This window comes from Pseudomonas sp. v388, from assembly GCF_003935425.1.
GTDB lineage: Bacteria > Pseudomonadota > Gammaproteobacteria > Pseudomonadales > Pseudomonadaceae > Aquipseudomonas.
Window position 1 is genome coordinate 393,294 of record NZ_RHQN01000006.1, and the last position, 25,868, is coordinate 419,161.

Genomic DNA, 25,868 nt, shown 5'->3' on the forward strand with positions numbered 1-25,868 from the left:
CTATTTTCTAGCCCTTACTTGGAGTAGAGCTCGACAATCAGGCTTTCGTTGATGTCGGCGGACAGATCACTGCGAGCTGGAACGTTCTTGAAAACGCCCGATTTCTTCTCAGTGTCTACTTCTACCCATTCTACGCGGCCACGTTGGGCACACAGATCGAGAGCCTGGACAATACGCAGTTGGTTCTTAGCCTTTTCGCGGATAGCGACGACGTCACCAGCACGAACTTGGTAAGAAGGAACGTTAACGGTTTTGCCGTTGACGCTGACCGACTTGTGCGAAACCAGCTGACGCGATTCGGCACGAGTCGAGCCGAAGCCCATACGGTATACAACGTTGTCCAGACGGCATTCGAGCAGCTGCAGCAGGTTCTCACCTGTTGCGCCTTTCTTGCCGGCGGCTTCTTTGTAGTAGCCGCTGAACTGACGCTCGAGAACGCCGTAGATACGACGGACTTTTTGCTTTTCACGCAGCTGAGTACCGTAATCGGACTGGCGACCGCGGCGCTGGCCGTGGATGCCTGGAGCTGCTTCGATGTTGCACTTGGATTCGATAGCGCGAACGCCGCTCTTCAGAAAGAGATCGGTGCCTTCACGACGAGCAAGTTTGCATTTTGGACCAATGTAACGAGCCATTTCTTACAGTCTCCTGGATTACACGCGGCGCTTCTTCGGCGGACGGCACCCGTTGTGCGGGATTGGCGTCACGTCGGTGATGCTGGCGATCTTATAGCCACAGCCGTTCAATGCACGGACAGCGGATTCACGACCTGGGCCTGGACCCTTGACGTTAACGTCGAGGTTCTTCAGACCGTACTCCAGCGCGGCTTGACCAGCACGTTCAGCGGCTACCTGAGCAGCGAACGGCGTGGACTTGCGGGAACCACGGAAACCCGAACCGCCGGAGGTAGCCCAGGAAAGAGCGTTACCTTGACGATCGGTAATGGTGACGATGGTGTTGTTAAAAGACGCATGGATGTGGGCGATGCCATCAACCACTGTCTTTTTAACTTTTTTACGAGGACGAGCAGCAGGTTTTGCCATGACTAAATTCCTGTCGTTGCGCTGGAGCGATTACTTGCGGATCGGCTTACGCGGACCTTTGCGAGTACGCGCGTTAGTCTTGGTACGCTGACCGCGCACTGGAAGACCACGACGATGACGCAGACCGCGATAGCAGCCCAGGTCCATCAAGCGCTTGATTTTCATGTTGATTTCGCGACGCAGGTCACCTTCAGTGGTGAACTTCGCCACTTCGCCACGCAGCTGTTCAATCTGCTCGTCGCTCAGATCTTTGATCTTCGCCGCCGGGTTGACCCCGGTGGTTGCACAAATTTTCTGTGCAGTGGTGCGACCAACACCATAGATGTAGGTCAGCGAGATAACAGTATGCTTGTTATCTGGAATGTTAACGCCTGCAATACGGGCCATTCAGTGGGACTCCAATTGACAGCTACCTACGCCCCGGAAGCCAAGAAATAGGGCGCGAGATAATATCGCTGTAGTAACAAATAATCAACCCAGCAGCGCACTAGCTGCTGGGCTTAAGCACAAATCACAATCAGCCTTGGCGCTGCTTATGACGTGGTTCCGCGCTGCAAATTACTCGAACCACACCTTCGCGGCGAATAATCTTGCAGTTACGGCACAGCTTTTTCACCGATGCACGAACTTTCATCACCAACTCCTAGAACCTTATGGGTGCTTCAGCGCAGCATACCGCCGCTGCCGCCGTAGCCCTTCAGGTTGGCTTTCTTCATCAGGGATTCGTACTGGTGCGAAACGAGGTGAGATTGCACTTGAGACATAAAGTCCATCACAACCACGACCACGATCAGCAACGAGGTCCCGCCAAGGTAGAACGGAACGTTTGCCGCAACCACCAGGAACTGGGGAAGCAGGCACACGGCCGTCATATAAAGAGCACCGAACATGGTCAAGCGGGTCAGAACGCCATCAATATAGCGTGCCGACTGCTCGCCTGGACGAATACCCGGAATAAAGGCACCGGACTTCTTCAGGTTTTCCGCTACGTCTTTCGGATTGAACATCAACGCCGTATAGAAGAAGCAGAAGAAAATAATCCCTGCACTAAACAGCAGAATATTCAACGGCTGACCAGGAGCGATCGACTGCGAGATATCCTGCAGCCAGCCCATACCTTCAGACTGACCGAACCAGGAACCCAACGAAGCCGGGAACAGCAGAATGCTGCTCGCAAAAATGGCCGGAATCACACCAGCCATGTTCACTTTCAAAGGCAAGTGGCTGGTCTGCGCAGCGAAGACCTTGCGGCCCTGCTGACGCTTGGCGTAGTGAACAGCGATACGACGCTGGCCACGCTCAATGAACACCACGAAACCGATAATCGCTACTGCCAGCAAACCGATGGCGACCAAAGCGAAAATATTGATATCACCCTGACGTGCAGACTCGAAAGACTGCCCGATCGCTCTCGGAAGACCGGCGACGATACCCGAAAAAATCAACATCGAGATACCGTTGCCAACACCGCGCTCTGTGATCTGCTCCCCGAGCCACATCATGAACATTGCACCAGCCACGAAGGTGGTAACAGCCACGAAGTGGAAACCGAGGTCGCCAGAGAAAGCAACGCCCTGACCGGCCAAGCCAACGGACATGCCGATTGCTTGAACCAGAGCCAGGACGACGGTGCCATAGCGGGTGTACTGGCTGATCTTACGACGACCAGCCTCACCTTCCTTCTTCAACTGCTCCAACTGCGGGCTGACGGCGGTCATCAATTGCATGATGATCGATGCCGAGATGTACGGCATGATCCCCAGTGCAAAGATGCTCATCCGTTCCAGCGCGCCGCCGGAAAACATGTTGAACAAGCTAAGAATGGTCCCCTCATTCTGTCGAAACAGTTCCGCCAGACGATCGGGGTTGATACCTGGAACTGGGATATGCGCACCTATCCGATAGACGATAATCGCCAGGAATAGAAAACGCAGTCGAGCCCAGAGCTCGGACAACCCGCCTTTGCTGAGCGCTGAGAGAGCACCTTGCTTAGCCATTTATTCCTCGAACTTGCCGCCAGCTGCTTCGATAGCCGCACGCGCACCTTTGGTGGCGGCGATACCCTTGATGGTGACAGCGCGAGTAACTTCGCCCGACAGCATGATTTTCACACGCAGTACGTTCTGGTTAATCACGTTGGCATCCTTCAGGGACTGCACAGTTACGATGTCGCCTTCCACTTTAGCCAGCTCGGACAGACGCACTTCTGCGCGGTCCATGGCTTTCAGGGAAACGAAACCGAATTTCGGCAGACGACGATGCAGCGGCTGTTGACCGCCTTCAAAGCCTGGAGCGATGGTGCCACCGGAGCGGGAGGTCTGACCTTTGTGACCACGGCCACCAGTCTTACCCAAACCGCTACCGATACCACGGCCCGGACGATGCTTTTCGCGACGGGAACCCGGCGCTGGACTCAGATCATTGAGTTTCATCGATTAACCCTCGACTCGCAGCATGTAGTAAGCCTTGTTGATCATCCCGCGATTTTCGGGAGTATCCAGGACTTCTACAGTGTGACCGATGCGACGCAGACCCAGACCCTTAACGCACAATTTGTGGTTAGGGATGCGGCCGGTCATGCTTTTGATCAGCGTTACTTTTACGGTAGCCATGATCAGATGATCTCCTCAACACGCTTGCCACGCTTGGCAGCAATGGACTCAGGAGACTGCATGCCCTTCAGACCCTTGAAAGTGGCGTGAACCACGTTTACAGGGTTAGTCGAGCCGTAGCACTTGGCCAACACGTTCTGGACACCAGCAACTTCCAGCACTGCGCGCATAGCGCCGCCAGCGATGATACCGGTACCTTCAGAAGCAGGCTGCATGTACACCTTCGAAGCGCCATGGGCAGACTTCATTGCGTACTGCAGAGTGGTGCCGTTCAGATCAACTTGGATCATGTTGCGGCGAGCAGCTTCCATCGCTTTCTGGATTGCAGCAGGCACTTCACGTGACTTGCCACGGCCGAAGCCAACGCGCCCTTTACCATCACCCACCACGGTCAACGCGGTGAAAGTGAAGATACGGCCGCCTTTTACGGTTTTGGCCACGCGGTTAACTTGAACCAGTTTCTCGATGTAGCCTTCGTCGCGTTTTTGGTCGTTATTTGCCATAACTTAGAACTCCAGCCCGCCTTCACGAGCAGCATCAGCCAGCGCTTTGACACGGCCGTGGTACTTGAAGCCAGAACGGTCGAAAGCCACTTGCGATACGCCCGCGGCTTTTGCACGCTCGGCGACCAGCTTGCCAACCTTAGTGGCCGCGTCGATGTTGCCAGTGGCGCCATCACGCAGTTCTTTGTCCAAAGTCGAGGCGCTTGCCAGGACTTTGCTGCCGTCGGCCGAAATGACCTGGGCATAAATGTGCTGCGAAGAGCGGTGCACGCAGAGACGAACGACTTCGAGTTCGTGCATCTTCAGGCGTGCTTTGCGAGCGCGACGCAGTCGGGTAACTTTTTTGACGGTCATTTGCTATGCCCTACTTCTTCTTGGCTTCTTTACGGCGGACGACTTCGTCTGCGTAACGCACACCTTTGCCTTTGTAAGGCTCTGGACGGCGGAAGTCGCGGATCTCAGCGGCCACTTGACCAACCAACTGCTTATCGATACCACGAATCAGGATATCGGTCTGGCTGGGGGTCTCAGCGGTGATGCCATTCGGCAATTCGTAATCCACCGGGTGCGAGAAGCCAAGTGCCAGGTTCAGGACCGAGCCCTTTGCTTGCGCCTTGTAACCAACACCGACCAGCTGGAGCTTGCGCTCGAAGCCTTGGCTTACGCCCTGGACCATGTTGTTAACCAGTGCACGAGTCGTGCCGGCCATTGCGCGGGTTTGTTGATCGCCATTGCGAGCAGCGAAACGCAGCTCACCAGCTTCTTCAACAATTTCAACCGACGAATGAATGTTCAGTTCCAGAGTGCCCTTGGCACCCTTCACCGAAAGCTGCTGGCCGACGAGTTTGACTTCGACGCCGGATGGCAACTTAACGGGGTTCTTAGCTACGCGTGACATGCTTATCCCCCCTTAGAACACTGTGCAAAGCACTTCGCCGCCGACACCGGCAGCGCGCGCAGCACGATCCGTCATCACACCTTTGTTGGTGGAGACGATAGACACACCGAGGCCGCCACGAACTTTTGGCAGATCATCGGAGGACTTGTACTGACGCAAGCCTGGACGGCTGACGCGCTTAACTTCCTCGATGACCGGACGGCCTTCGAAGTATTTAAGCTCGATGGACAGCGAAGGCTTGATTTCGCTGCTGATCTGATAACCCGCAATGTAACCCTCGTCCTTCAGGACTTTGGCTACAGCTACCTTCAACGTGGAAGATGGCATGCTTACGACGGGCTTTTCAGCCATCTGGGCATTACGGATACGAGTTAGCATGTCCGCTAACGGGTCCTGCATACTCATGGGCTAGACGCTCCTAATACAAAATAATTAGCCTTTCGGCTACAGCTTGTCGCCGAGATTTTTCCGGGCAAGTGAAAACACGGGCTCAGGCGAGCCGGCAATTCTAGTCCTACCCCAGAAATGAATCAAGCCCCAAAAGGGGCTTGATTCAGATTCAGGCATCAACCTGACCGGTTTCTTGCGATACCGGTCAGGTCGAAGCGTGAAATACGCCTTACCAGCTGGCTTTAACCAGACCTGGTACGTCGCCACGCATTGCCGCTTGACGCAGCATGTTACGGCCGAGGCCGAACTTGCGGTAAACGCCATGCGGACGGCCGGTCAGGCGGCAGCGGTTACGCATGCGCGCAGCGCTTGCGTCACGTGGCTGCTTCTGCAGAGCTACGGTAGCTTCCCAACGTGCTTCTGGACTTGCGTTCAGATCCACGATGATAGCTTTCAGCTCGGCACGCTTTTTGGCGTACTTGGCAACAGTGACCTGACGCTTCAGCTCACGGTTCTTCATGCTCTTCTTGGCCATTTTCCTACTCCAATCAGTTGCGGAACGGGAATTTGAATGCACGCAGCAGAGCGCGGCCTTCATCATCGTTCTTGGCAGTGGTGGTCAGGGTAATGTCCAGACCGCGGAGAGCATCGATCTTGTCGTAGTCGATTTCCGGGAAGATGATCTGCTCTTTAACGCCCATGCTGTAGTTACCACGACCATCGAAGGACTTGGCATTCAGCCCGCGGAAGTCGCGAACCCGAGGCAGGGAGATCGACAGCAGACGATCCAGGAATTCATACATACGATCGCGGCGCAGAGTAACCTTGACGCCGATCGGCCAACCTTCACGGACTTTAAAGCCAGCGATGGATTTCCGAGCGTAAGTCACGACGACTTTTTGACCGGTGATCTTTTCCAGGTCAGCAACAGCGTGCTCGATGACTTTCTTGTCGCCGATCGCTTCGCCCAGACCCATGTTCAGGGTGATTTTGGTAACGCGCGGAACTTCCATCACGTTCGCGAGCTTAAGTTCTTCCTTAAGCTTCGGAGCGATTTCCTTCCGGTAAATCTCTTTTAGTCGTGCCATGGTCTTCTACCTAGCAGTGTTCAAGCATCAACCGCTTTTTGGGTCGACTTGAAGACACGAATTTTCTTGCCGTCTTCAACTTTGAAACCAACGCGGTCAGCCTTGTTGGTTGCGCCGTTGAAAATGGCGACGTTGGAAGCGTGCAGTGGCGCTTCTTTCTCGACGATACCGCCCTGTACGCCCGACATCGGGTTAGGCTTGGTATGACGCTTCACCAGGTTGATCCCACCAACGACCAGACGGTCGTCAGCGAGAACCTTGAGCACCTTACCGCGCTTACCTTTGTCTTTGCCGGCGATCACGATGATCTCGTCGTCACGACGAATCTTTTGCATGTCGGATCTCCTTACAGAACTTCTGGGGCGAGCGAAACGATCTTCATGAACTTCTCAGTACGAAGTTCACGGGTCACTGGCCCAAAGATACGGGTACCGATCGGCTCTTGCTTGTTGTTCAACAGAACAGCAGCGTTGCCATCGAAGCGGATGATAGAGCCGTCTGCACGACGAACGCCGTGACGAGTGCGGACTACAACAGCAGTCATCACCTGGCCTTTCTTCACCTTGCCGCGCGGAATTGCTTCCTTGACGGTCACTTTGATGATGTCACCGATACCAGCGTAACGACGATGGGAGCCACCCAGCACCTTGATGCACATAACGCGGCGTGCGCCGCTGTTATCGGCCACATCGAGCATGGATTGAGTCTGAATCATATAATTTCTCCGACCCTTAGCCCTTAGACTTCCACAGCGCGTTCGAGGATATCAACCAGCGCCCAAGACTTGGTCTTGGCTACCGGACGAGTTTCACGAATCGTGACCTTGTCGCCGATATGGCACTGGTTGGTTTCGTCGTGCGCGTGCAGCTTAGTCGAACGCTTAACGTATTTACCGTAGATTGGGTGCTTGACGCGACGCTCAATCAGAACGGTGATGGTCTTGTCCATCTTGTCGCTGACGACACGGCCAGTCAGCGTACGGACGGTTTTTTCGGCTTCAGCCATGATTACTTACCTGCCTGCTGGTTGAGCACAGTCTTCACGCGAGCGATGTCACGCTTAACTTGCGAGAGCAGGTGAGACTGCCCCAACTGGCCAGTTGCTTTCTGCATACGCAGATTGAACTGGTCGCGCAGCAGGCCGAGCAGTTGCTCGTTCAGCTGCTGTGCTGATTTTTCACGAAGTTCATTCGCTTTCATCACATCACCGTCCGCTTAACAAAGGAGGTGGCGAGCGGCAGCTTTGCAGCAGCCAGGGCGAAAGCCTCACGCGCCAGCTCTTCAGAAACACCCTCGATTTCATACAGGACTTTGCCTGGCTGAATCTGGGCAACCCAGTACTCGACGTTACCCTTACCTTTACCCATACGAACTTCGAGGGGCTTTTTGGTAACAGGCTTGTCCGGGAATACACGGATCCAGATCTTGCCGCCACGTTTTACGTGACGGGTCAGAGCACGACGCGCTGACTCGATCTGACGAGCGGTGAGACGACCACGAGCAACAGACTTCAGCGCATACTCGCCGAAGCTGACTTTGCTACCGCGCAGTGCCAGACCACGGTTGTGGCCGGTCATCTGCTTGCGGAACTTCGTACGCTTTGGTTGCAACATTTGGCGTACCCCTTACTTAGCAGCTTTTTTACGAGGCGCTGGTGCTTGTGGTTTCAGTTCTTCTTGGCGACCACCAATTACTTCGCCTTTGAAGATCCAAACCTTTACACCGATCACACCGTAAGTGGTGTGAGCTTCGTAGTTGGCATAGTCGATGTCGGCACGCAGGGTGTGCAGTGGCACACGACCTTCGCGATACCATTCAGTACGTGCGATTTCAGCACCGCCGAGACGACCGCTCACTTGGATTTTGATGCCTTTGGCACCAATGCGCATGGCGTTCTGTACAGCGCGCTTCATAGCGCGACGGAACATTACGCGACGCTCCAGCTGCTGAGCTACGCTCTGCGCAACCAGCATACCGTCGAGCTCCGGCTTACGGATCTCTTCGATATTGATGTGCACAGGCACACCCATTTGCTTGGTCAGGTCCTGACGCAGCTTCTCAACATCTTCACCTTTCTTGCCGATCACGATGCCGGGACGAGCGGTGTGGATGGTGATACGTGCAGTCTGAGCCGGACGATGGATATCGATACGGCTTACGGACGCGCTTTTTAGTTTGTCTTGGAGATACTCACGCACCTTCAGATCAGCGAACAAATAGTCCGCATAAGTCCGACCGTCTGCGTACCAGACGGAGGTGTGCTCCTTGACGATTCCCAGGCGAATGCCAATGGGATGTACTTTCTGACCCATCTCTTCGACTCCGTTACTTGTCAGCAACCTTGACAGTGATATGGCAAGACCGCTTGACGATGCGATCAGCACGGCCTTTAGCACGTGGCATGATGCGCTTCAGCGAACGCCCTTCGTTGACGAAAACGGTGGAGACCTTCAGGTCATCAACGTCTGCGCCTTCGTTATGCTCGGCGTTGGCTACAGCCGACTCCAGCACTTTCTTCAGGATCTCGGCGGCTTTCTTACTGCTGAAAGCCAACAGGTTGAGCGCTTCGCCCACCTTCTTCCCGCGGATCTGGTCGGCGACCAAGCGGGCTTTCTGGGCGGAGATTCGAGCGCCCGACAACTTAGCGGCTACTTCCATCGTTCCTTACCCCTTAACGCTTGGCTTTCTTGTCTGCCACGTGCCCACGATATGTGCGGGTACCGGCAAACTCGCCCAGTTTATGGCCGACCATGTCTTCGCTCACGAGAACGGGAACATGCTGACGACCGTTATGCACTGCAATGGTCAAACCGACCATTTGTGGCAGGATCATCGAACGACGCGACCAGGTTTTAACTGGTTTGCGATCGTTCTTTTCCGCCGCCACTTCGATCTTCTTCAGTAGGTGAAGATCAATAAAAGGACCTTTTTTCAGAGAACGTGGCACTGTCGTATCCCTCTATTTACTTGCGACGACGGACGATCATTTTGTCGGTACGCTTATTACCACGAGTCTTCGCGCCCTTAGTCGGGAAGCCCCACGGCGATACCGGATGACGACCACCAGAGGTACGACCTTCACCACCACCATGCGGGTGGTCAACCGGGTTCATGGCAACACCACGAACGGTTGGGCGAACGCCACGCCAGCGTTTGGCACCAGCTTTACCCAGGGAACGCAGGCTGTGCTCGGAGTTCGAGACTTCGCCCAGCGTTGCACGGCATTCAGCCAGTACTTTACGCATTTCACCGGAGCGCAGACGCAGAGTAACGTACACGCCTTCACGAGCGATCAGCTGTGCGGATGCACCAGCGGAACGAGCGATCTGTGCGCCTTTACCTGGCTTCAGTTCGATGCCGTGTACGGTGCTACCAACTGGAATGTTGCGCAGTTGCAGAGCGTTGCCCGGCTTGATCGGTGCCAGAGCACCTGCGATCAGCTGGTCGCCAGCACTAACACCCTTAGGGGCGATGATGTAGCGACGCTCGCCATCTGCGTACAGCAGCAGAGCGATGTGAGCAGTACGGTTTGGATCGTATTCGATACGCTCGACGGTGGCAGCGATGCCATCCTTGTCGTTGCGACGGAAGTCGACCAGACGGTAATGCTGCTTATGACCACCACCAATGTGACGCGTAGTGATACGGCCATTGTTGTTACGACCACCAGACTTCGATTTTTTCTCGAGCAGCGGTGCGTGAGGAGCGCCTTTATGCAGCTCCTGGTTGACCACCTTGACCACAAAACGGCGGCCAGGGGAAGTCGGTTTGCATTTAACGATTGCCATGATGCACCCCTTCCTTACTCAGCACTGCTGCTGAAATCGAGATCTTGGCCTGGCTGAAGGGAGATAACTGCCTTCTTCCAGTCATTACGCTTGCCCAGACCGCGAGCAGTGCGCTTGCTCTTACCCAGAACATTCAGGGTAGTAACACGCTCTACTTTCACGCTGAACAGGCTTTCGACGGCCTTCTTGATTTCCAGCTTGGTTGCGTCAGTTGCAACCTTGAAAACGAACTGGCCTTTCTTGTCAGCCAGAACCGTGGCCTTCTCGGAAACGTGCGGGCCAAGTAGAACTTTAAATACGCGTTCCTGGTTCATCCCAGCAGCTCCTCGAATTTCTTCACGGCCGACACAGTGATCAACACTTTGTCGTATGCGATCAGACTAACTGGATCGGAACCCTGTACGTCACGAACATCAACGTGCGGCAGGTTACGAGCAGCCAGGTACAGATTCTGGTCAACAGCGTCAGACACGATCAGGACGTCAGTCAGGCCCATGCCATTCAGCTTGTTCAGCAAATCTTTGGTTTTCGGTGCTTCAACAGCGAAGTCCTGAACCACAACCAGACGATCAGTACGAACCAGTTCAGCAAGGATGGAGCGCAGAGCTGCGCGATACATCTTCTTGTTGAGCTTCTGAGTGTGGTCTTGTGGACGTGCTGCGAAAGTAGTACCACCGCCGCGCCAGATCGGGCTACGGATAGTACCGGCACGAGCGCGGCCAGTACCCTTTTGACGCCATGGGCGCTTACCGCCACCGGAAACGTCAGAACGGGTCTTTTGCTGCTTGCTACCCTGACGACCGCCAGCCATGTAGGCCACGACTGCCTGGTGCACCAGCGTCTCGTTGAATTCGCCGCCAAATGTCAGTTCGGAAACTTCGATTGCCTGAGCGTCATTTACATTTAATTGCATGTCAGCTTCCCCTTAACCGCGAGCCTTGGCTGCCGGACGTACAACCAGGTTGCCGCCAGTAGCGCCAGGAACAGCACCCTTGACCAACAACAGATTGCGTTCAGCGTCCACGCGCACTACTTCCAGGGACTGCACGGTCACGCGCTCAGCGCCCATATGACCGGACATTTTTTTGCCCTTGAATACACGACCAGGAGTCTGGCACTGGCCGATAGAGCCTGGGACGCGGTGGGAGACGGAGTTACCGTGGGTGTTATCCTGACCACGGAAATTCCAGCGCTTGATCGTACCCTGGAAGCCTTTACCTTTGGACTGACCGGTTACATCAACCAGTTGACCAGCAGCGAAGATTTCAGCGTTGATCTGGTCGCCGGCCTGGTAGTCGCCTTCTTCAAGACGGAATTCCATGACGGCACGACCGGCAGCTACGTTCGCCTTGGCGAAGTGGCCAGCCTGAGCGGCTGTAACACGCGAAGCGCGACGCTCGCCGACAGTGACTTGCACTGCACGATAGCCATCGGTTTCTTCGGTTTTGAACTGAGTGACGCGATTCGGCTCGATCTCAATGACCGTGACCGGAATGGAGACACCTTCTTCGGTGAAAATACGGGTCATACCGCATTTACGACCGACTACACCAATAGTCATGTTGTAAACCTCATGAGTGTACGGGGCTTTCACCCGCTATGGCCGCCCATTTCAGAGCGTTACACGACTAAGACCCAAGTCTTAGCCGAGGCTGATCTGTACTTCCACACCGGCCGCAAGATCAAGCTTCATAAGAGCATCAACGGTTTTATCCGTTGGCTGGACGATGTCCAGTACACGCTTATGAGTACGGATCTCGTACTGGTCGCGCGCGTCTTTGTTGACGTGCGGAGAAACCAGAACGGTGAACCGCTCTTTACGGGTCGGCAGTGGAATCGGACCACGCACCTGTGCCCCAGTACGCTTCGCGGTTTCCACGATTTCCTGGGTTGATTGGTCGATCAGGCGATGGTCAAAAGCCTTCAACCTGATACGGATTTGCTGATTTTGCATTGGATTTCAGACTCCAGATTGCTGTTCCCACCGAGCGCAATACGCCCGTTAAAAGGAGGCGCAATTCTATAGACGACCTAACAGAGTGTCAACCCAATAAAAAAGCCCCCGCAAGCGGAGGCTTTTTCTTGAATCAACGCTTAAGCGATGATTTTGGCTACGACGCCAGCGCCGACGGTACGACCGCCTTCACGGATAGCGAAACGCAGACCGTCTTCCATTGCGATTGGCTTGATCAGGGTAACGGCAACTTTGACGTTATCACCTGGCATAACCATCTCAACGCCTTCCGGCAGTTCGCAGCTACCAGTTACGTCGGTAGTACGGAAGTAGAACTGTGGACGGTAGCCTTTGAAGAACGGAGTGTGACGACCGCCTTCTTCTTTGCTCAGAACGTAGATTTCAGCTTCGAACTGAGTGTGCGGCTTGACGGTGCCTGGCTTGACCAGAACCTGGCCACGCTCAACGTCGTCACGCTTGGTGCCACGCAGCAGAACGCCGCAGTTCTCACCAGCACGGCCTTCGTCCAGCAGCTTGCGGAACATCTCGACGCCAGTGCAAGTAGTCTTGGTAGTGTCACGCAGACCTACGATTTCTACTTCTTCCTGGATCTTGATGATGCCACGCTCAACACGACCAGTTACAACAGTACCGCGACCGGAGATCGAGAATACGTCTTCGATTGGCATCAGGAACGGCTTGTCGATAGCACGGACTGGCTCTGGGATGTAGGTATCCAGAGTCTCAACCAGCTTCTTGACAGCAGTGGTGCCCATCTCGTTGTCGTCTTGGCCGTTCAGAGCCATCAGAGCGGAACCGATGATGATCGGAGTGTCGTCGCCTGGGAAGTCGTAAGTGCTCAGCAGGTCACGAACTTCCATCTCGACCAGTTCCAGCAGCTCAGCGTCGTCAACCATGTCAGCCTTGTTCAGGAAGACAACGATGTACGGAACGCCAACCTGGCGGGACAGCAGGATGTGCTCACGAGTCTGTGGCATCGGACCATCAGCGGCCGAGCAAACCAGGATCGCGCCGTCCATCTGGGCAGCACCGGTGATCATGTTTTTTACGTAGTCGGCGTGACCTGGGCAGTCAACGTGCGCGTAGTGACGCACGGCCGAATCGTATTCAACGTGAGCGGTGTTGATGGTGATACCACGAGCTTTCTCTTCCGGGGCGCTATCGATCTTGTCGAAGTCAACCTTTGCGGAACCGAAAACTTCGGAGCAAACGCGAGTCAGAGCTGCGGTCAGAGTGGTTTTACCGTGGTCAACGTGACCGATGGTGCCAACGTTGACGTGCGGTTTGTTACGTTCAAATTTTTCTTTAGCCACGACAGTGAACTCCTAGCCTAAAGGGGCTGAATCAGCCTTGTTTTTTAACGATAGCTTCGACGACATTCGACGGAGCTTCGGAGTATTTGGAGAATTCCATAGAGTAGCTCGCGCGACCCTGGGACATGGAACGGACGTCGGTCGCATAACCGAACATCTCACCCAACGGAACCTCGGCGCGGATTACCTTGCCGGAAACCGTATCTTCCATACCCTGGATCAGACCACGACGACGGTTCAGGTCACCCATCACGTCACCCATGTAGTCCTCAGGTGTAACAACTTCAACCTTCATGATCGGCTCAAGAACAACACCGCCGCCTTTGGAAGCGAGTTGCTTGGTCGCCATGGAGGCTGCCACCTTGAACGCCATCTCGTTGGAGTCGACGTCGTGGTAAGAACCATCGAAAACGGTAGCCTTCAGGCCGATCAGCGGATAGCCGGCAACAACACCGTTCTTCATCTGCTCTTCGATACCCTTCTGGATAGCAGGGATGTATTCCTTAGGAACAACACCACCTACCACTTCGTTCACGAATTGCAGACCTTCCTGACCTTCGTCAGCAGGAGCAAAGCGAATCCAGCAATGGCCGAACTGACCACGACCGCCGGACTGACGAACGAACTTGCCTTCGATCTCACAAGCCTTCGTGATCTTCTCACGGTAGGAAACTTGTGGTTTGCCGATGTTGGCTTCGACGTTGAACTCACGGCGCATCCGGTCAACCAGGATGTCCAGGTGCAACTCGCCCATGCCAGAGATGATCGTCTGACCAGTCTCTTCATCAGTCTTGACGCGGAAAGAAGGGTCTTCCTGAGCGAGCTTGCCCAGAGCGATACCCATTTTTTCCTGGTCATCCTTGGTCTTCGGCTCAACCGCAACCGAAATTACCGGCTCCGGGAAGTCCATCCGAACCAGGATGATTGGCTTGTCAGCGGAGCAGAGGGTATCACCAGTGGTGACGTCCTTCATGCCGATCAAGGCCGCGATGTCGCCAGCGCGTACTTCCTTGATTTCTTCGCGAGTGTTTGCGTGCATTTGCACCATACGACCCACGCGCTCTTTCTTGCCCTTTACCGAGTTGATCACGCCGTCGCCGGAGCTCAGAACACCCGAGTAAACGCGAGCAAACGTCAGCGTACCAACAAACGGGTCGGTAGCGATCTTGAACGCCAGGGCCGAGAACGGCTCGCTGTCGTCTGCATGACGCTCCATTTCAACAGTCTCGTCATCCGGGTCGGAACCCTTGATGGCAGGAATGTCGACCGGCGCAGGCAGGTAGTCGATGACGGCGTCGAGAACCAGGGGAACACCCTTGTTCTTGAACGAAGAACCGCAAACAGCAAGAACGATCTCACCAGCGATTGTACGCTGACGCAGAGCAGCCTTGATTTCCTCGGTGGTGAGTTCTTCACCTTCGAGGTACTTGTTCATCAGCTCTTCGCTGGCTTCAGCAGCAGCTTCAACCATGTTGCTGCGCCATTCATCAGCCAGGTCCTGCAGTTCAGCAGGAATTGGCTCACGACGAGCAGCCATACCCTTGTCGGCGTCGTCCCAGTAGACCGCTTCCATGCTGATCAGATCGATCTGACCCTGGAAATTGTCTTCTGCACCGATAGCCAACTGGATCGGCACCGGAGTGTGACCCAGGCGCTGCTTGATCTGACCGATCACGCGCAGGAAGTTGGCACCAGCACGGTCCATCTTGTTTACGTAAACAAGACGTGGAACACCGTACTTGTTGGCCTGACGCCATACGGTTTCCGACTGAGGCTCAACACCCGAGGTGCCGCAGAACACAACGACAGCGCCGTCGAGTACACGCAGCGAACGCTCAACTTCAATGGTGAAGTCAACGTGGCCGGGGGTATCGATGATGTTGAAGCGATGCTTGTCGAACTGCTTGTTGGAACCGGCCCAGAACGCAGTGGTGGCAGCGGAGGTGATAGTGATACCACGCTCCTGCTCCTGCACCATCCAGTCCATGGTCGCGGCACCGTCGTGCACTTCGCCCATCTTGTGATTTACGCCGGTGTAAAAAAGGACGCGCTCAGTGGTGGTGGTTTTACCAGCATCCACGTGGGCAACGATACCGATGTTACGGTAGCGGTTAATCGGAGTAGTACGAGCCATAAAGCCCTCGCAAAATTAGTGACGCTGAAATTAGAAGCGGTAGTGCGAGAAAGCCTTGTTGGCCTCAGCCATACGGTGCACGTCTTCACGCTTCTTGACCGCAGCACCTTTACCTTCGGCGGCGTCCAACAGTTCGCCAGCCAAACGCAGAGCCATAGACTTCTCACCGCGCTTGCGCGCGAAGTCTACCAGCCAACGCATTGCCAGAGCATTACGACGGGACGGACGAACTTCAACAGGAACCTGGTAAGTAGCACCGCCTACACGGCGCGACTTCACTTCGACCAGCGGAGCGATGGCGTCGAGAGCTTTCTCGAAGATTTCCAGGGGATCGCTGTTCTTGCGTTCTTTAACCTTGTCCAGCGCGCCATAAACGATACGCTCGGCAACGGCTTTCTTGCCGCTTTCCATCACGTGGTTCATGAACTTGGCCAGGATTTGGCTTCCGTATTTTGGATCGTCAAGCACTTCGCGCTTGGCTGCTACGCGTCTTCTTGGCATGGATAAGCCCTCAAACGGTCTTCAGGTTAGCTCGGGACCACCACCCGATAACGGATGCGCCCGACCTTACTCTTATCGACTCAGAAAAATAGAAATCTGCAATTTTAAACAGAAGCCAAAGACTACTTAGGCTTCTTGGTACCGTATTTCGAGCGACCCTGGTTACGGCCTTTAACGCCGGAAGTATCCAGAGAACCACGAACGGTGTGATAACGAACACCTGGCAAGTCTTTTACACGACCGCCGCGGATCAGTACCACGCTGTGCTCTTGCAGGTTGTGACCTTCACCACCGATGTACGAGGAAACCTCGAAACCGTTGGTCAGGCGCACACGGCATACTTTACGCAGTGCCGAGTTAGGTTTTTTCGGCGTGGTGGTATACACACGAGTGCACACACCGCGACGTTGCGGGCAGTTCTGCAGCGCAGGCACGTCGGATTTCTCGACGATACGCTTACGCGGCTGACGTACCAGCTGGTTGATAGTTGCCATCTACTAGCTCCACTGTTGTCTTGCGACGCTATTGTCTTACAAGAAAAGCAAATGACAGGGCGTTAGCCCCGCCAAATTTAGGGGTACAAGAGTCTAAAGAGGATCCTGCCCCCAGTCAAGACAAAGCCCCGGCCTCCCCGCACCGCGATCGACGACATGCTGTCGTCAATCGTGGTAGGAAAAAGCCGAGGCTCAGTCTCAGTTACCGCTCGAGTTCAACGCTTCAGTCAGAGCGGCTTCTACCTCGCTCGCGCTGACGCGCAACGGTTTGTCGATATCACGACGGCGCTTGCGCTCGCTGTGGTATGCCAGACCGGTACCAGCCGGGATCAGTCGACCCACGACCACGTTTTCCTTCAAGCCGCGCAGGTAGTCACGCTTGCCGGTCACAGCCGCTTCGGTCAGTACGCGGGTTGTCTCCTGGAAGGAGGCCGCGGAGATGAACGACTCGGTGGACAGCGACGCTTTGGTGATACCCAGCAGCACACGCGTGAACTTCGAGATGAACTTGTCTTCGGTGCTCAGGCGCTCGTTTTCAACCAGCACGTGAGTCAGTTCCATCTGGTCGCCCTTGATGAAACTCGAATCGCCCGACTCGGAGATCTCAACCTTACGCAGCATCTGACGCAGGATGGTCTCGATGTGCTTGTCGTTGATCTTCACGCCTTGCAGACGGTAAACGTCCTGGATCTCGTTGACGATGTACTTGGCGAGCGCGCTCACACCCAGCAGACGCAGGATGTCATGCGGATCGCTAGGACCGTCGGAGATGACTTCACCGCGGTTCACTTGTTCGCCTTCGAAGACGTTTAGGTGACGCCACTTCGGAATCAGCTCTTCGTACGGATCGCTACCGTCGTTCGGCGTGATGACCAGACGGCGCTTGCCCTTGGTCTCTTTACCGAAGGCGATGGTACCGCTGACTTCTGCAAGAATCGACGCCTCTTTCGGACGACGAGCTTCGAACAGGTCGGCAACACGCGGCAGACCACCGGTGATGTCACGGGTCTTCGAAGTTTCCTGCGGAATACGAGCGATAACATCACCGATCGCGATCTGCGCACCGTCCGCAACACCCACCAGGGCGTTAGCCGGCAGGAAGTACTGAGCAGGTACGTCAGTACCCGGCAACAGCAGATCCTTACCATCCAGGCCGACCATCTTCACGGCTGGACGGATGTCCTTGCCTGCAGCTGGGCGATCCTTGACGTCAAGCACTTCAATGTTGGTCATACCGGTCAATTCGTCGGTCTGACGCTTGATCGTGATGCCTTCTTCCATGCCGACGTAGGTAACAGTACCTTTCATCTCGGTGACGATTGGGTGAGTGTGCGGATCCCACTTGGCTACGATAGAGCCAGCGTCGACCTTGTCGCCTTCCTTCACCGAAATCACTGCACCGTATGGCAGCTTGTAACGCTCGCGCTCACGACCGAAGTCATCGGCGATCGCCAGTTCACCGGAACGGGAAACCGCTACCAGGTGACCGTCGACACGCTCAACGTGCTTCAGGTTGTGCAGGCGGACGGTACCGCCGTTCTTGACCTGAACGCTGTCGGCAGCGGAAGTACGGCTTGCCGCACCACCGATGTGGAACGTACGCATCGTCAGCTGGGTACCCGGCTCACCGATGGACTGGGCAGCGATAACGCCGACCGCTTCACCGATGTTGACCTGATGACCACGGGCCAGATCGCGACCGTAGCACTTGGCGCAGATGCCGTAGCGGGTTTCGCAGCTGATCGGAGAACGCACGATGACTTCGTCGATGCTGTTCAGCTCGATGAACTCTACCCACTTCTCGTCTACCAGCGTACCGGCAGGAACGATCACATCTTCGGTACCCGGCTTGAATACGTCGCGGGCGATGACTCGACCCAATACGCGCTCACCCAGCGGTTCTACAACGTCACCGCCTTCAATGTGCGGTGTCATCAGCAGGCCGTGCTCGGTACCGCAATCGACCTCGGTCACTACCAGGTCCTGCGCGACGTCTACCAGACGACGAGTCAGGTAACCGGAGTTAGCGGTTTTCAACGCGGTATCCGCAAGACCCTTACGAGCACCGTGAGTCGAGATGAAGTACTGAAGTACGCTCAAGCCTTCACGGAAGTTCGCAGTGATCGGCGTCTCGATGATGGAGCCGTCCGGCTTGGCCATCAGGCCACGCATACCGGCCAGCTGACGGATCTGTGCAGCGGAACCACGAGCACCGGAGTCAGCCATCATGTACATCGAGTTGAACGATTCCTGATCGACTTCCACGCCATGACGGTCGATAACCTTCTCTTTCGAGAGGTTCGACATCATTGCCTTGGAGACTTCATCGTTCGCCTTGGACCAGAGGTCGATTACCTTGTTGTACTTCTCGCCCTGGGTTACCAGGCCGGAAGCGTACTGGCTCTCGATCTCTTTAACTTCTTCGGTTGCAGCGTCGATGATGCGAGCTTTTTCGTCCGGGATAACGAAGTCGTTAACGCCAATCGAAACACCCGAGATCGTCGAGTAGGCAAAACCGGTGTACATCAACTGGTCAGCGAAGATGACGGTCTCTTTCAGACCAACCACGCGATAGCACTGGTTGATCAGCTTGGAGATCGCTTTCTTCTTCATCGGCTGGTTGACGACGTCGTAGGACAGGCCGGCCGGAACCACCTGGAACAACAGCGCACGGCCGACGGTAGTGTCGACGATACGGGTGTTCTTGACGCTGCCACCATCACGATCATTGACCGTTTCGTGGATGCGAACCTTGACCTTGGCGTGCAGCGCTGCTTCGCCGGCGCGGAATACGCGGTCGACTTCCTGCAGGTCGGCAAACACACGACCTTCGCCCTTGGCGTTGATCGCTTCACGGGTCATGTAGTAAAGACCCAATACAACGTCCTGCGAAGGAACGATGATTGGCTCACCGTTGGCTGGCGACAGGATGTTGTTGGTCGACATCATCAGTGCGCGTGCTTCGAGCTGTGCTTCCAGGGTCAGAGGCACGTGAACGGCCATCTGGTCACCGTCGAAGTCAGCGTTGTACGCAGCACAGACCAGCGGGTGCAGCTGGATAGCCTTACCTTCGATCAGAACCGGCTCGAATGCCTGGATACCCAGACGGTGAAGCGTCGGCGCACGGTTGAGCAGTACCGGGTGTTCGCGAATCACTTCAGCGAGAACGTCCCATACTTCCGGCAGCTCGCGCTCGACCATCTTCTTGGCAGCCTTGATGGTCGTAGCCAGGCCACGCATTTCAAGCTTGCCGAAGATGAACGGCTTGAACAGCTCCAGAGCCATCTTCTTCGGAAGACCGCACTGATGCAGGCGCAGGGTCGGGCCTACGGTAATTACCGAACGACCGGAGTAGTCAACGCGCTTACCGAGCAAGTTCTGACGGAAACGACCCTGCTTACCCTTGATCATGTCAGCCAGGGATTTCAGAGGACGCTTGTTGGAACCGGTGATCGCACGACCGCGACGGCCGTTGTCGAGCAACGCATCGACAGCTTCCTGCAACATACGCTTTTCGTTGCGCACGATGATGTCCGGAGCGGACAGATCAAGCAGACGCTTCAAGCGGTTGTTACGGTTGATCACTCGACGATACAGATCGTTGAGGTCGGAAGTTGCGAAGCGACCGCCATCCAGAGGAACCAGAGGACGCAGATCTGGCGGCAGAACCGGCAGAACGGTCAGCACCATCCACTCAGGAAGGTTGCCGGAACCCTGGAAGGCCTCCATCAGCTTCAGACGCTTGGACAGCTTCTTGATCTTGGTTTCGGAGTTGGTTTGCGGAATCTCTTCACGCAGACGGCCGATTTCGTGCTCAAGATCGATTGCGTGCAGCAGTTCGCGGACAGCCTCGGCACCCATGCGGGCATCGAAGTCGTCACCGAACTCTTCCAGCGCTTCGAAGTATTGCTCGTCGTTCAGCAACTGACCCTTTTCAAGGGTAGTCATGCCCGGATCGATAACGACATAGCTCTCGAAGTAGAGAACACGCTCGATATCACGCAGGGTCATGTCCATCAGCAGGCCGATACGGGACGGCAGCGATTTCAGGAACCAGATGTGGGCAACCGGCGACGCCAGTTCGATGTGCGCCATGCGCTCACGACGAACCTTGGCCAGTGCAACTTCAACGCCGCACTTCTCGCAGATCACACCACGATGCTTCAGGCGCTTGTACTTACCGCACAAGCACTCGTAATCCTTGACCGGGCCAAAGATCTTGGCGCAGAACAGGCCATCACGCTCAGGCTTGAACGTACGGTAGTTGATGGTTTCCGGCTTTTTAACTTCACCGAACGACCACGAGCGGATCATCTCAGGCGACGCCAACCCGATACGGATCGCGTCGAACTCTTCGACTTGACCCTGGTTTTTCAGCAAATTCAGTAGGTCTTTCAAGGCTTTTCCTCCTGGCGGAGCAGGGAGCAGGCAATACCGCCCTGCCCCCGATTCGCGTCACGTGTTATTCGGTTTCCAGATCGATATCGATACCGAGCGAACGGATTTCTTTGATCAACACGTTGAAGGACTCGGGCATGCCCGGCTCCATACGGTGATCGCCGTCCACGATGTTTTTGTACATCTTGGTACGACCGTTCACATCGTCCGACTTCACTGTGAGCATTTCTTGCAGAGTGTACGCCGCGCCGTATGCTTCCAGCGCCCACACTTCCATCTCCCCGAAACGCTGACCACCGAACTGCGCCTTACCACCCAGCGGCTGCTGGGTAACCAGGCTGTAAGAACCAGTGGAACGCGCGTGCATCTTGTCGTCCACCAAGTGGTTCAGCTTCAGCATGTACATGTAGCCAACGGTTACAGCGCGCTCAAACTTGTTGCCGGTACGACCGTCAAACAGCTGCATCTGGCCGCTTTCCGGCATATCTGCCAGCTTGAGCATTGCCTTGATTTCGCTTTCTTTGGCACCATCGAAAACCGGAGTTGCCATAGGCACGCCGTTACGAAGGTTCTTCGCCAGGTCCAGAACTTCCTGGTCGGTGAACTCGTCCAGGTTTTCCTGACGGCCACCGATCTCGTTGTAGATCTCGGTGAGGAACTTGCGCAGCTCGACCACTTTACGCTGCTCTTCGAGCATGCGGTTGATCTTCTCGCCCAGGCCCTTGGCCGCGAGGCCCAGGTGGGTTTCAAGGATCTGACCGACGTTCATACGCGAAGGTACGCCCAGCGGGTTGAGTACGATGTCTACCGGAGTACCGTTGGCATCGTGCGGCATGTCTTCGACCGGCATGATCACAGAGACCACACCTTTGTTACCGTGACGACCGGCCATCTTGTCGCCCGGCTGGATGCGACGACGGATTGCCAGGTAAACCTTGACGATCTTCAGAACGCCCGGTGCCAGGTCATCGCCCTGCTGCAGCTTGCGCTTCTTGTCTTCGAACTTGTCGTCCAGAAGGCGACGGCGATCAACGATGTAAGCCTGTGCTTTTTCGAGCTGCTCGTTCAGAGCATCTTCAGCCATGCGCAGTTTGAACCACTGACCATGCTCAAGACCGTCGAGCACTTCGTCGGTGATGTCCTGGCCTTTCTTGAGGCCGGCGCCGCCTTCGACCTTGCGGCCAACCAGTGCGGAACGCAGACGCTCGAAGGTAGCACCTTCAACGATACGGAACTCTTCGTTCAGATCCTTGCGGATCTCATCGAGCTGCGACTTCTCGATCGACAGAGCACGAGCATCACGCTCGACGCCGTCACGGGTGAAGACCTGTACGTCGATGACAGTGCCCTTGGTACCGGTTGGCACGCGCAGGGAAGTGTCTTTTACGTCGCTGGCCTTCTCACCGAAGATCGCACGCAGCAGCTTTTCTTCCGGAGTCAGCTGAGTCTCGCCTTTCGGAGTGACCTTGCCCACCAGGATGTCGCCGGCGCCAACTTCGGCACCTACATAAACGATACCGGCTTCGTCCAGCTTGTTCAGCGCAGCTTCACCCACGTTCGGGATGTCTGCGGTGATTTCCTCTGGCCCAAGCTTGGTGTCACGTGCCACACAGGTCAGTTCCTGGATGTGGATCGTGGTAAAGCGATCTTCCTGAACGACGCGCTCCGACAGACAGATGGAGTCTTCGAAGTTGAAACCATTCCAGGCCATGAACGCGATGCGCATGTTCTGACCCAACGCCAGTTCACCCATGTCGGTGGACGGGCCGTCAGCCATGATGTCGCTACGCTGAACGCGATCACCCTTGCTTACCAGCGGACGCTGGTTGATGCAGGTGTTCTGGTTCGAACGGGTGTACTTGGTCAGGTTGTAGATATCTACACCTGCTTCGCCTGGCTCGACTTCGTCGTCTGCAACGCGAACCACGATACGACTGGCATCGACCGAGTCGATCACACCGCCACGACGAGCCACGACGCAAACGCCGGAGTCACGAGCAACGTTGCGCTCCATGCCAGTACCCACCAGCGGCTTGTCGGCACGCAGGGTTGGTACAGCCTGACGCTGCATGTTGGAACCCATCAACGCACGGTTGGCGTCGTCGTGCTCCAGGAACGGGATCAGGGATGCCGCGACCGAAACTACCTGCTTGGGCGAAACGTCCATCAGGGTAACGTCGGCAGGAGCCTTGACCGTAAATTCGTTCAGGTGGCGCACGGCTACCAGTTCGTCGATCAGTTCCTGCTTGTCATTCATTGCGGCCGAGGCCTGTGCAATGACGTGATCGGCTTCTTCAATCGCCGACAGGAACACGATCTCGTCGCTGACCAGACCTTCTTTCACCACGCGATACGGGCTTTCAAGGAAACCGTACTGGTTGGTGCGAGCGTAGGCAGCCAGAGAGTTGATCAGGCCGATGTTCGGACCTTCCGGCGTTTCGATCGGGCACACGCGACCGTAGTGCGTCGGGTGAACGTCACGAACTTCAAAGCCGGCGCGCTCACGGGTCAGACCGCCCGGGCCGAGTGCAGATACGCGACGCTTGTGCGTAATCTCCGACAGCGGGTTGTTCTGGTCCATGAACTGGGACAGCTGGCTGGAACCGAAGAACTCTTTGACCGCAGCGGCAACCGGCTTGGCGTTGATCAGGTCCTGAGGCATCAGGCCTTCGCTTTCAGCCATCGACAGACGCTCTTTTACAGCGCGCTCGACACGGACCAGACCTACACGGAACTGGTTCTCGGCCATCTCGCCTACGCAACGAACGCGGCGGTTACCCAAGTGGTCGATATCGTCGACGATGCCTTTACCGTTACGGATGTCCACCAATGTCTTGAGGACGGCAACGATGTCTTCCTTGCACAGAACGCCCGAACCTTCGATCTCGGTACGACCGATACGACGGTTGAACTTCATACGACCCACAGCGGACAGGTCGTAACGCTCCGGGCTGAAGAACAGGTTGTTGAACAGCGTTTCAGCGGCGTCCTTGGTTGGCGGCTCACCTGGACGCATCATGCGATAGATCTCGACCAGCGCTTCCAATTGGTTGCTGGTGGAGTCGATCTTCAGCGTGTCGGAAATGAACGGACCGCAATCGATGTCGTTGGTGTACAGCGTCTCGATCCGGACAACCTGAGCCTTGGCAATCTTGGCCAACAGTTCAGTGTTCAGCTCGGTGTTGCACTCGGCGATGATTTCGCCGGTAGCCGGATGCACGATGACCTTGGCGGTAGTACGACCCAGGACGTAGTCCAGCGGTACTTCCAGCTCTTTGATACCGGCTTTTTCCAGCTGGTTGATGTGGCGGGCAGTGATACGACGGCCTTGCTCGACGATGACCTTGCCTTTGTCGTCCAGGATGTCCAGAACGGCAATTTCACCACGCAGGCGCTGAGGCACCAGTTCCAGGCTCAGGTTTTCGCCGCGCACATGGAATACGTTGGTGGTATAGAAAGCATCGAGCACTTGTTCAGTCGTATAGCCCAGCGCACGCAGCAGTACGGACGCAGGCAGCTTGCGACGACGGTCGATACGGACGAATACGCAGTCTTTCGGATCGAATTCGAAGTCCAGCCACGAACCGCGGTAAGGAATAATGCGAGCGGAATAGAGCAGCTTACCGGAGCTGTGCGTCTTGCCACGGTCGTGGTCGAAGAATACGCCTGGCGAACGGTGCAGCTGAGACACGATAACGCGCTCGGTACCGTTGATAACGAAGGTACCGTTTTCAGTCATCAGGGGGATTTCACCCATGTAGACTTCTTGCTCTTTGATGTCCTTGATCGCTTTGTTCGACGACTCTTTGTCGAAGATGATCAGACGAACCTTGACTCGCAGAGGTACAGCGTAAGTCACACCGCGCAGCACGCACTCTTTGACATCAAATGCCGGTTCGCCCAAGCGATAACCCACATACTCCAGCGCAGCATTGCCGGAGTAGCTGATGATCGGGAAAACGGATTTGAAGGCTGCATGCAGACCGACGTCGCGGAACTGATCTTTGGTCGCTCCCGCCTGCAGGAATTCGCGATACGAATCCAGCTGGATGGCCAGGAGATACGGCACATCCATTACGTCCGGCAACTTGCTAAAGTCCTTGCGGATACGTTTTTTCTCAGTATATGAGTAAGCCATCAGCGTTCCCCAGCTTGGTCACCTGCTTGTTTGGCTCCCTCCGACGGAAGCAGCCAGAAAATCGTGCAAACCCCATGGTTTGCGCCACCGTATTGGTGGTTCTTGCACGTTAAAGACGTTGACCGTGCCAATCGTCTATAACGGAAAAAGGCCGGTGGCAAAAGCCACCAGCCATCAGCCTTTCGCTCAACGCTTGGGCTGGACGCTCAAGGTCGATGCTTACTTCAGCTCGACTTTAGCGCCTGCTTCTTCCAGAGTAGCTTTGGCTTTGTCAGCTGCGTCTTTGGCAACAGATTCCAGAACCATGGCTGGAGCGCCGTCAACGACTGCCTTGGCTTCTTTCAGGCCCAGACCGGTCAGTTCACGTACTGCCTTGATCACGTTAACTTTCTTCTCGCCAGCTTCCAGCAGCATGACGTTGAATTCAGTTTGTTCTTCAACAACAGCAGCGGCAGCAGCTGGACCAGCCGAAGCGGCAGCAGCAGTAACGCCGAACTTCTCTTCGAAAGCCTTGATCAGTTCTACAACCTGCAGAACGGACATTTCAGCTACGGCGTTAAGGATATCGTCTTGAGAGATGGACATGACTCAATT

33 protein-coding genes are annotated in these 25,868 nt (G+C 55.5%); all 33 read right to left on the minus strand.

What is annotated here, in order from left to right; genetic code table 11:
• Positions 1 to 14: 14 nt before the first annotated feature.
• Positions 15 to 635 (minus strand): 30S ribosomal protein S4, encoded by a 621-nt coding sequence (gene rpsD, locus EGJ27_RS16750; protein WP_002555465.1) that lies wholly within the window; start codon positions 633 to 635, stop codon positions 15 to 17.
• 18 nt (positions 636 to 653) lie between these two features.
• Complete coding sequence (gene rpsK / locus EGJ27_RS16755) at positions 654 to 1,043, minus strand: 30S ribosomal protein S11 (RefSeq protein ID WP_002555466.1); 390 nt, start codon at positions 1,041 to 1,043, stop codon at positions 654 to 656.
• 30 nt (positions 1,044 to 1,073) lie between these two features.
• Complete coding sequence (rpsM, locus tag EGJ27_RS16760) at positions 1,074 to 1,430, minus strand: 30S ribosomal protein S13 (protein ID WP_004883692.1); 357 nt, start codon at positions 1,428 to 1,430, stop codon at positions 1,074 to 1,076.
• A 130-nt stretch (positions 1,431 to 1,560) separates the two neighbouring features.
• Positions 1,561 to 1,677 carry a 50S ribosomal protein L36 gene (gene rpmJ / locus EGJ27_RS16765; RefSeq protein ID WP_002555468.1) on the minus strand — a complete coding sequence of 39 codons (117 nt, stop codon included), beginning with the start codon at positions 1,675 to 1,677 and terminating at the stop codon, positions 1,561 to 1,563.
• Between the two features lie 28 nt (positions 1,678 to 1,705).
• On the minus strand, positions 1,706 to 3,040 hold the full coding sequence (secY, locus tag EGJ27_RS16770) for a preprotein translocase subunit SecY (RefSeq protein WP_125831860.1): 1,335 nt from the start codon (positions 3,038 to 3,040) through the stop codon (positions 1,706 to 1,708).
• Positions 3,041 to 3,475 carry a 50S ribosomal protein L15 gene (rplO, locus tag EGJ27_RS16775; protein ID WP_125831861.1) on the minus strand — a complete coding sequence of 145 codons (435 nt, stop codon included), beginning with the start codon at positions 3,473 to 3,475 and terminating at the stop codon, positions 3,041 to 3,043.
• Positions 3,476 to 3,478: 3 nt separating this feature from the next.
• The gene (gene rpmD / locus EGJ27_RS16780) at positions 3,479 to 3,655 is read right to left on the minus strand and encodes a 50S ribosomal protein L30 (protein ID WP_003186033.1); all 177 of its coding nucleotides are present in this window, start codon (positions 3,653 to 3,655) and stop codon (positions 3,479 to 3,481) included.
• Between the two features lie 2 nt (positions 3,656 to 3,657).
• A complete protein-coding gene (rpsE, locus tag EGJ27_RS16785) occupies positions 3,658 to 4,158 on the minus strand; it encodes a 30S ribosomal protein S5 (RefSeq protein ID WP_024687031.1) in 501 nt (166 codons plus the stop codon).
• A 3-nt stretch (positions 4,159 to 4,161) separates the two neighbouring features.
• Positions 4,162 to 4,512 carry a 50S ribosomal protein L18 gene (rplR, locus tag EGJ27_RS16790; protein ID WP_002555473.1) on the minus strand — a complete coding sequence of 117 codons (351 nt, stop codon included), beginning with the start codon at positions 4,510 to 4,512 and terminating at the stop codon, positions 4,162 to 4,164.
• A gap of 10 nt (positions 4,513 to 4,522) precedes the next feature.
• Entirely contained in the window at positions 4,523 to 5,056 is a 534-nt protein-coding gene (rplF, locus tag EGJ27_RS16795; protein ID WP_044421721.1) for a 50S ribosomal protein L6, read from the minus strand.
• 12 nt (positions 5,057 to 5,068) lie between these two features.
• The gene (rpsH, locus tag EGJ27_RS16800) at positions 5,069 to 5,461 is read right to left on the minus strand and encodes a 30S ribosomal protein S8 (RefSeq protein WP_125831862.1); all 393 of its coding nucleotides are present in this window, start codon (positions 5,459 to 5,461) and stop codon (positions 5,069 to 5,071) included.
• 214 nt (positions 5,462 to 5,675) lie between these two features.
• The gene (rpsN, locus tag EGJ27_RS16805; RefSeq protein ID WP_125831863.1) at positions 5,676 to 5,981 is read right to left on the minus strand and encodes a 30S ribosomal protein S14; all 306 of its coding nucleotides are present in this window, start codon (positions 5,979 to 5,981) and stop codon (positions 5,676 to 5,678) included.
• A gap of 13 nt (positions 5,982 to 5,994) precedes the next feature.
• Positions 5,995 to 6,534: a 50S ribosomal protein L5 gene (gene rplE / locus EGJ27_RS16810; RefSeq protein ID WP_004883677.1), complete on the minus strand. Its 540-nt coding sequence runs from the start codon at positions 6,532 to 6,534 to the stop codon at positions 5,995 to 5,997.
• A 20-nt stretch (positions 6,535 to 6,554) separates the two neighbouring features.
• The gene (gene rplX / locus EGJ27_RS16815) at positions 6,555 to 6,869 is read right to left on the minus strand and encodes a 50S ribosomal protein L24 (RefSeq protein WP_002555478.1); all 315 of its coding nucleotides are present in this window, start codon (positions 6,867 to 6,869) and stop codon (positions 6,555 to 6,557) included.
• Positions 6,870 to 6,880: 11 nt separating this feature from the next.
• Positions 6,881 to 7,249 carry a 50S ribosomal protein L14 gene (gene rplN, locus EGJ27_RS16820; RefSeq protein ID WP_002555479.1) on the minus strand — a complete coding sequence of 123 codons (369 nt, stop codon included), beginning with the start codon at positions 7,247 to 7,249 and terminating at the stop codon, positions 6,881 to 6,883.
• Between the two features lie 23 nt (positions 7,250 to 7,272).
• Entirely contained in the window at positions 7,273 to 7,539 is a 267-nt protein-coding gene (rpsQ, locus tag EGJ27_RS16825) for a 30S ribosomal protein S17 (protein WP_002555480.1), read from the minus strand.
• Positions 7,540 to 7,541: 2 nt separating this feature from the next.
• Positions 7,542 to 7,733, minus strand: coding sequence for a 50S ribosomal protein L29 (gene rpmC, locus EGJ27_RS16830; protein ID WP_002555481.1), 192 nt, complete (start codon positions 7,731 to 7,733; stop codon positions 7,542 to 7,544).
• On the minus strand, positions 7,733 to 8,146 hold the full coding sequence (gene rplP, locus EGJ27_RS16835; RefSeq protein WP_027898303.1) for a 50S ribosomal protein L16: 414 nt from the start codon (positions 8,144 to 8,146) through the stop codon (positions 7,733 to 7,735). Before rplP ends, rpmC begins: the two co-directional genes overlap by 1 nt.
• Positions 8,147 to 8,158: 12 nt before the next feature.
• On the minus strand, positions 8,159 to 8,845 hold the full coding sequence (gene rpsC / locus EGJ27_RS16840) for a 30S ribosomal protein S3 (protein WP_003176422.1): 687 nt from the start codon (positions 8,843 to 8,845) through the stop codon (positions 8,159 to 8,161).
• Positions 8,846 to 8,858: 13 nt separating this feature from the next.
• Positions 8,859 to 9,191, minus strand: coding sequence for a 50S ribosomal protein L22 (gene rplV / locus EGJ27_RS16845; protein ID WP_002555485.1), 333 nt, complete (start codon positions 9,189 to 9,191; stop codon positions 8,859 to 8,861).
• Positions 9,192 to 9,204: 13 nt separating this feature from the next.
• Positions 9,205 to 9,480 (minus strand): 30S ribosomal protein S19, encoded by a 276-nt coding sequence (gene rpsS / locus EGJ27_RS16850; protein WP_004883670.1) that lies wholly within the window; start codon positions 9,478 to 9,480, stop codon positions 9,205 to 9,207.
• A 16-nt stretch (positions 9,481 to 9,496) separates the two neighbouring features.
• Positions 9,497 to 10,321, minus strand: a complete 825-nt coding sequence (gene rplB / locus EGJ27_RS16855; RefSeq protein ID WP_003186055.1) for a 50S ribosomal protein L2 — start codon at positions 10,319 to 10,321, stop codon at positions 9,497 to 9,499.
• Positions 10,322 to 10,335: 14 nt separating this feature from the next.
• On the minus strand, positions 10,336 to 10,635 hold the full coding sequence (gene rplW, locus EGJ27_RS16860; RefSeq protein WP_002555488.1) for a 50S ribosomal protein L23: 300 nt from the start codon (positions 10,633 to 10,635) through the stop codon (positions 10,336 to 10,338).
• Positions 10,632 to 11,234 (minus strand): 50S ribosomal protein L4, encoded by a 603-nt coding sequence (gene rplD / locus EGJ27_RS16865; RefSeq protein WP_125831864.1) that lies wholly within the window; start codon positions 11,232 to 11,234, stop codon positions 10,632 to 10,634. Before rplD ends, rplW begins: the two co-directional genes overlap by 4 nt.
• 12 nt (positions 11,235 to 11,246) lie before the next feature.
• Positions 11,247 to 11,882, minus strand: coding sequence for a 50S ribosomal protein L3 (gene rplC / locus EGJ27_RS16870; RefSeq protein ID WP_044321452.1), 636 nt, complete (start codon positions 11,880 to 11,882; stop codon positions 11,247 to 11,249).
• 81 nt (positions 11,883 to 11,963) lie between these two features.
• The gene (gene rpsJ / locus EGJ27_RS16875; RefSeq protein WP_003186070.1) at positions 11,964 to 12,275 is read right to left on the minus strand and encodes a 30S ribosomal protein S10; all 312 of its coding nucleotides are present in this window, start codon (positions 12,273 to 12,275) and stop codon (positions 11,964 to 11,966) included.
• Positions 12,276 to 12,415: 140 nt separating this feature from the next.
• Positions 12,416 to 13,609: an elongation factor Tu gene (gene tuf, locus EGJ27_RS16880; protein WP_125831866.1), complete on the minus strand. Its 1,194-nt coding sequence runs from the start codon at positions 13,607 to 13,609 to the stop codon at positions 12,416 to 12,418.
• Positions 13,610 to 13,640: 31 nt separating this feature from the next.
• A complete protein-coding gene (gene fusA / locus EGJ27_RS16885; RefSeq protein ID WP_125831867.1) occupies positions 13,641 to 15,743 on the minus strand; it encodes an elongation factor G in 2,103 nt (700 codons plus the stop codon).
• 30 nt (positions 15,744 to 15,773) lie between these two features.
• Entirely contained in the window at positions 15,774 to 16,244 is a 471-nt protein-coding gene (rpsG, locus tag EGJ27_RS16890; RefSeq protein WP_010490886.1) for a 30S ribosomal protein S7, read from the minus strand.
• Positions 16,245 to 16,366: 122 nt separating this feature from the next.
• Positions 16,367 to 16,738 carry a 30S ribosomal protein S12 gene (gene rpsL, locus EGJ27_RS16895; RefSeq protein WP_002555494.1) on the minus strand — a complete coding sequence of 124 codons (372 nt, stop codon included), beginning with the start codon at positions 16,736 to 16,738 and terminating at the stop codon, positions 16,367 to 16,369.
• A 198-nt stretch (positions 16,739 to 16,936) separates the two neighbouring features.
• Positions 16,937 to 21,136: a DNA-directed RNA polymerase subunit beta' gene (gene rpoC, locus EGJ27_RS16900; protein ID WP_125831869.1), complete on the minus strand. Its 4,200-nt coding sequence runs from the start codon at positions 21,134 to 21,136 to the stop codon at positions 16,937 to 16,939.
• A 64-nt stretch (positions 21,137 to 21,200) separates the two neighbouring features.
• Positions 21,201 to 25,274 (minus strand): DNA-directed RNA polymerase subunit beta, encoded by a 4,074-nt coding sequence (gene rpoB, locus EGJ27_RS16905; RefSeq protein ID WP_125831871.1) that lies wholly within the window; start codon positions 25,272 to 25,274, stop codon positions 21,201 to 21,203.
• Positions 25,275 to 25,493: 219 nt separating this feature from the next.
• The gene (gene rplL, locus EGJ27_RS16910) at positions 25,494 to 25,859 is read right to left on the minus strand and encodes a 50S ribosomal protein L7/L12 (RefSeq protein WP_125831872.1); all 366 of its coding nucleotides are present in this window, start codon (positions 25,857 to 25,859) and stop codon (positions 25,494 to 25,496) included.
• Positions 25,860 to 25,868: the final 9 nt, after the last annotated feature.